6 protein-coding genes are annotated in these 5,762 nt (G+C 69.0%); all 6 read right to left on the reverse strand.

Annotated features, from left to right (window positions below; translation table 11 throughout):
• Positions 1 to 15: 15 nt before the first annotated feature.
• Complete coding sequence (locus tag P3H78_RS32665; RefSeq protein ID WP_276112810.1) at positions 16 to 312, reverse strand: hypothetical protein; 297 nt, start codon at positions 310 to 312, stop codon at positions 16 to 18.
• A 139-nt stretch (positions 313 to 451) separates the two neighbouring features.
• Positions 452 to 1,039, reverse strand: coding sequence for a hypothetical protein (locus P3H78_RS32670; RefSeq protein ID WP_276112811.1), 588 nt, complete (start codon positions 1,037 to 1,039; stop codon positions 452 to 454).
• Complete coding sequence (locus tag P3H78_RS32675) at positions 1,032 to 1,334, reverse strand: hypothetical protein (RefSeq protein WP_276112812.1); 303 nt, start codon at positions 1,332 to 1,334, stop codon at positions 1,032 to 1,034. Before P3H78_RS32675 ends, P3H78_RS32670 begins: the two co-directional genes overlap by 8 nt.
• Positions 1,335 to 1,479: 145 nt before the next feature.
• Complete coding sequence (locus tag P3H78_RS32680; protein WP_276112813.1) at positions 1,480 to 3,345, reverse strand: type IV secretory system conjugative DNA transfer family protein; 1,866 nt, start codon at positions 3,343 to 3,345, stop codon at positions 1,480 to 1,482.
• A 151-nt stretch (positions 3,346 to 3,496) separates the two neighbouring features.
• Positions 3,497 to 4,855: a putative type IV secretion/conjugal transfer ATPase gene (locus P3H78_RS32685; RefSeq protein WP_276112814.1), complete on the reverse strand. Its 1,359-nt coding sequence runs from the start codon at positions 4,853 to 4,855 to the stop codon at positions 3,497 to 3,499.
• A gap of 9 nt (positions 4,856 to 4,864) precedes the next feature.
• A partial coding sequence (locus tag P3H78_RS32690) for an SCO6880 family protein (protein WP_313884441.1) occupies positions 4,865 to 5,762 on the reverse strand: 898 nt, incomplete at its 5' end.

Genomic DNA, 5,762 nt, shown 5'->3' on the forward strand with positions numbered 1-5,762 from the left:
GGGACTTCGGTCGGTTCAGGTGAGGGGAGACCGAGCCGCGCTCTTCGGCTCGGGGAAGGTGCTGGTGATCTTCTCCAGGAGCGCGTGGAGGCGGTTGCTGTTCATGGACACCCACTCGCTCATCTCGCGAGTACCGACGGACGTCCCATTGGGCAGTACGAGGGCCTCGGAGGTGCCGCACAGGGCGGCTGCGCGTTCCAGGTGGCTGAGCGCGGCAACGAACTCCGTGATCAGCGGTGTCTCGACTGCGCTGATGTGGAGCACCTGGTCGCAGGCGTGGACGGGCAGAAGGACGGAGGACGGAACAGCCATGAGGGGCGTACCTTTCGTGGTGGGGCGCGTCGGCTGGTCGGCCGGCTCGGTCAGAGTTGTTCTTCGCCCGGGGCCGGACCGCGCAGTCCGGCCCCGGGGAGTTGGTGGATGCTGGCGGTTGGCCTCGGGACCGCTGGGCTTATGCAGCCTTGGGTGTGTCGGGACCACCGTTGCCCGCGCCTGGCGGACCGGCGTCAATGATCTTCTTGCGATAGGCGGGATCGGTGCCCCAGACGGTGCGCGACTTGGTCTGGTGGTAGCCGTTGGTGCACTCGCCGAGCCACGAGCGCCCGATCCGTTCGATCCCGCGCGCCCAGGCGTCATGCCACAGGTAAGGGCCGGCCGCCGCGTCCTCCTCGTTGCCGAAGGCCGACTCCCAGCCGGTCCACAGCGCGGTCAGTTCGGCCACCACGGCGCCGTGCTCCCACCAGCAGGCATGCGGAAGCTGCTCGGTGGTCAACTCGTAGGTGTCGGCCATGCGGATGACCCACGCGCTGAACTCGGTCCACAGCTCGGCGCGCTCCTCCTCCTTGACTTTGTGCCACACGACGGGCGCGCCGCGGGCGCGGGCGCTGTCACTGCCGCTGTCCTCGCCGGATGCGCCCTGCTTCGGCGCACCCCGTACGGCTCCGGCGTCCTCAAGCCGAGCCAGGCGCGCGGCGAAGCCGGTGAGCTCACCGTTGATCGACTCCAGCGCGTCGAAGAGCGGTCCGAGCGGATCAGGCACGTGACACCGCCCTTCGCACCAGGCGGCCCCGCGCCGCGCGCACGGTCGCGGACGGTGAGTTCACCAACCGCGGGGGCCGGGGCAGGAACTGGGCCTGGAAGACGGTGTCTTCGAGTCGGGCCAGGCGTGCGGCGAAGCCGGTGAGCTCGCCGTTGATGGACTCCAGTGCGTCGAAGAGCGGGCCCAGCGGGTCGGTGTCCCGTTGCAGTTGTGGTGCGGGAGCAACGGCGCCGGCCTCTTCGAGACGTAGCAGGCGGTTGTGCAGGTCGCAGTGCTCGCCGTCGACTGCCGCCATGGCATCGAGGAGAGGCGCGAACGGATCGTCGCCCTTCTGGTAGGGCCGCGTAGCAGTGGGCGGTACGCCAGCCTCCGGGTTGGGGATGAGTCGCGCGAGGCTGACCAACCTGCCGCTTGCGGTCTGCAGGACGAACGTGGACCACTCATCGGCTGGCGACATGGCTGTTCACCTTCTTCAGTGCTTCCTTGGTGGCTTCGCTGATCTCCTTGGCGCGCGGGCCTTCGTGGATCCGCTCGAACTTGACCCGTGTGACGGGGGTACGCCGGTGCACGACCAGGCCCTCGCGCTCCTTGATCTGCCGGATATCGCCGGGCTCGAGGACGGCCCGGCGGCGGGTGGAGATGCTGATGGAAGCGCGGTCCCCGTCATCGCTGATGGACTCGGTGTCCTCCTCGAACTCGCCGGCGAGCTGGGAGTAGGTCTTGAGCTCCTGCTCGTCCGAGACACCACCCAAAATAACCTTGATGGTTGCAGCTGCAAACATTTTCCTGACGCCCAGCTCCCCCCACCTCTCGTGCGCCTGGGCCAGGTTCTGCAACACGGCGACCATGAAGATGTTCTGCGAGCCGGAGACCGACATCAGGCTCGGGATCTGCGGCAGCGGTGCCACGTTGGCCAACTCATCACCCAGTAGTGCGAACGGAGGGTCAAGGCGGCCGTTGGGCATGCGAGCTGCGATCACCTTGGCGGTGTCGAGGATGGCCCGCGAGAATGCCGCCAGGATGGGCGCGAGCGAGCTGCCCTCGTCCTCCTCGCCGATGAGGAAGACAGTGCCGCCCTCGGTGAGCCACTTCGCGATGGAGAAGTTGTTCTCGTCGCGTGCGGACTTGCCGAAGATGGCGGCGACCTTCTGGTCGTACAGGGCGAGGATGGACTGCTCGGCGGTGCGCCAGCTCGCCGACCGTTCCTCGGGCGCCGCGGCGTGCTGGGCGGCCAGGGCCCGGGCGAGGTTCTCCTGGCCGTGGGCGGCCAGGATGTCCACCGGCTGGCGCTCGGTAGGGGCGGTGGCCCAGCGCAGGATGTCCATGCCGCTCAGCCCGTCGAGCGCGGCGGCGTGCAGCCAGCACGTCATGAGCATCTGGGCGTTCATGACGAAGTATCCGCCGTTTTTAGTGCCTTCATCAGACTTTGCGGTGCCGGTGAGGGTCTCGGCGCGCTTGCGGGCGACGGTGAAGTCCTCGCAGCCGTCCGTGACGGCCCACTGCAACTGCAGCGGCCAGTTGGACAGGCCCGTCGGGTCGAGCACCATGACCGGCCCGTACTTCTCGCGGCTCTTGGCCGTCGCGTACAGGACGTCCGTTTTCGAGGAGGTGGCGAGCACACTGCCGGGGAAGTCCAAGATCCACGGCATGATCAGCTGTGAGGTCTTGCCCTCTCGGGGAGGGGCCACGATCAGGACGGTCTCCTCGAACGGGATGTACAGCTTGACGCCGGTCGGGATCGCGGTGCCGCAGAACACGGCGACTTCGCTCACCGGCACATCGGTCACCCGCGGCGGTGCGCTGGAGCGCCACGGGAGCGTCTTGGACGGGGCGGCCGCCTTGTCGAGGGAGGGCTTCGGCGTGGCCAGGCTCGGGCGCAGTGCACCGAGCCGGGACAAGGCCTTGGTCTCGCCCATGGCCTCCTGCAACTGGGCGCTCGTGGCCAGGCCGTCGGTGCCCTCGTCCCGTGTCGTACGCCAGCGTCGCCATCCGGCGCGGGCGCCCCAAGAGCTGCCGGCCGCTGCGGCGAAAAGGGGCGGGTAGAAGGCGAACGGCCCGCCCACGCCGGATCCGGGCGGGTAGGCGTCCTGCGGATGCAGGGGGTTGGTGATCAGCGAGGGGATGGCGGCCGCGGTCTCGTTCCACGACACCATCGCGGGCGAGGCGTGTGCGAGGAGGCCGGAGAGGACGGCGGCCACCCATGCCCAGAGGGTGAGAGCAACTGCGGCAATGCACAGGGCGATCCACCAGGCGTCTTTGTAGACGTGCAGGCGGTTGCCCGAGTGCGGGGTGACGACTTTGGCCACTACCGAGCACCCCCACCGGTGGATATCGAGGCAGGGTTGGCCGCGTGGCCGCCACGGATCGCCTCCACTGCGACGGGACGGACGTGCGGGGAAGCGGACAAGGGTGGGATGTGCCGGGCAGGCGCGCGGGCGGCGAGGTTCGAGAGGGTCATCAGGCGGCGCTCTTTCGCATCGAGATGAGCGGTGCCGCGGGCGCCTGGCTCCCGGAGACGGCCTCGGTCATCTTGCGGTTGGTGTTGGTCAGCTCCGACTCGGTTGCGCTGCGGATGTGCTCCACCAGGTGCATCCGGTTGCCCACCTGCCACACGGCTCGCCCCGGGGAGCAGCGGCTGGCACCGTCGACCAGCGCCTCGCGTGCCCAGTCGGGCAGTTGCAGGTAGTCCGCCGTGATGTCGGCCTCGGCCTTGTCCATGTGGTAGAGCACCCGGGTGGCGGTCAGTTTCAAGATCGCCGCGGCCTCGGGTGCCTCGTCGACCATCAGGTCGCCGAGGTGGTGCAGGATCGCCCAGAACGAGAGGCCGAGCCGCCGCCCGTACCGGACGAACTCTTCGAAGAGCCTGGCCACAGGCCGGTGGGACAAGATGTGCCAGGCCTCTTCGACGATCAAGGTGCGCTTGATGCTGTCGCCGGGCTTGATCCACGCGTAGCGCAGCCACGGGCCGATCACACTCATCAGCAGCGGCATGGCCTCGCCCTCACGCGGCAGACGCGTGAGGTCGAAGACGATGAGCCGCGCGTCCAGGTCGATCCCGGGCGTGGTCGGGCCGTTGAACAACCCCGCCAGATCCCGGGTGGGGCTGCACAGTTGGTCCATCGCGAGTGACGCGGGCTGGCCCCAGTCGACCATGTCCTCGACGCCGACCTGGCGCCGGCCGAGCATGGCCGGCTCGGGGTTGGTCAGCGCGTCGTGGATGTCGGACAGGACCGCGACCCGGTTCTCGGCCGCGGCCCGCACCTGCGCGGCCGCGTGGGCGACCGAGAGGGAGAACTCGCTCTCGCTGGACAGCGGTCCGCCGATGATCTCCACCATCGAGCAGAGGATCTTGAACTGGTACTGGGAGGGGATCCGCGGGTCGAGCGGGTTGAGACGCACCCCCTCGCCGTCCTCACCGCCGTACACCAGGCGGATCGGGGTGACGCCCAGGGAGCGGGCGATGCTGTCCCACTCGCCCACCCCGTCCTCGCCCTGCGCGTCCAGGATGCAGAACGAGCGGTCGCGGAAGCGCAACTGCCGCAGCACGTAGCACTTTTCCAGCGAGGACTTGCCGAACCCGGACTTGCCGAGCACGAGCGCGTGGCCACTGGGCAGGCGCTCGCGGGCGGAGGGGTCGTAGAGGATGAACGGGTCGTAGATGTATGCCTTGCCGCTGTAGATCTCACGGCCGATGATCACGCCCCTCGGGTCCGAGGACGGGGCGCCGACTGCGGGGTAGAGCCCGGAGGCGGTGGCGGTGGTGGTGCGCAGGGCGCGCCGTCTGGTCTGGGACTGGCGGCGTACGAGCTCTAGCATGGCGTCGCCTCAGTCCTTCAGCAGTCCGGTGACCATGGGCAGGGTGTTGGTGAAGGCGCGGTACTGCTCGGAGTCGCACCACTCCAGCGCCAACTGGCTCTTGACCGCGGCCGCCCGCACCGTGTTGCGGTGCTGCACGAGGAGCTCGGGGTCGGGAGCGGTGACGGTGACCCAGCCGGTCAGCCGCACGCCGGCCGCGCCGTTGGCGAGGTCGTGCATGGTGGAGGCGGACGCCCCGAGCTCACGCTCCTCGCGCGGGTCGATGATCTTGCCGGGGTGGTTGTCGGCCTGCCCGGCCTCGTTGGTGACGTCCGCCATGGCGTCCTCAAGGGCCTTGTCGGCGGGTAGCAGCCGCATTGTCACCCCGACCGTCAGGATCACGTCGGAGACGTAGAGCAGCAGCGGGGCCATGAAGTTGACGCCCACCGGCAGGACCGGGAACTGCTTGATCCAGGCGGTAGCGGTGTACCAGGGATCGGCACCCTCCCAACTGCGGGCCGCCATGCGGGTGGGCTCCCGCGCGTCCATCTCGGCCGGCCAGCAGGACGCGCGGTCCATGCCCCGGGTGTCGTTGATCCAGTGGTCGGGCGCGTAGGTGTGGTGGATCAGAGACGCGAGAGCGGGCTCGTCGAGGTTGCGCACCCAGCGCAGCTGCGCGCCGCCCAGACCGCGGATGAACTGCTCGATCTCCTTGCCGAGCACCTCGCCGTAGCCGTCGTGCAGGGTCTGGTAGGTCAGGGCCTCCGCGGACAGTTCCTGGGTGTAGGGGATGCCCAGGACCAGGAACAGCCTGCGGTCCTCGGCGTAGATGGAGACCATGTCGACCAACTGGTCGTAGGAGTCGTTCAGCCAGGACGGCGCCGACGGATCCCGCCGCGCGGCGGCATCGTGTACGTGCGCGTTGGGG

It is taken from the genome of Streptomyces tropicalis (genome assembly GCF_029269835.1).
Lineage (GTDB): Bacteria > Actinomycetota > Actinomycetes > Streptomycetales > Streptomycetaceae > Streptomyces > Streptomyces tropicalis.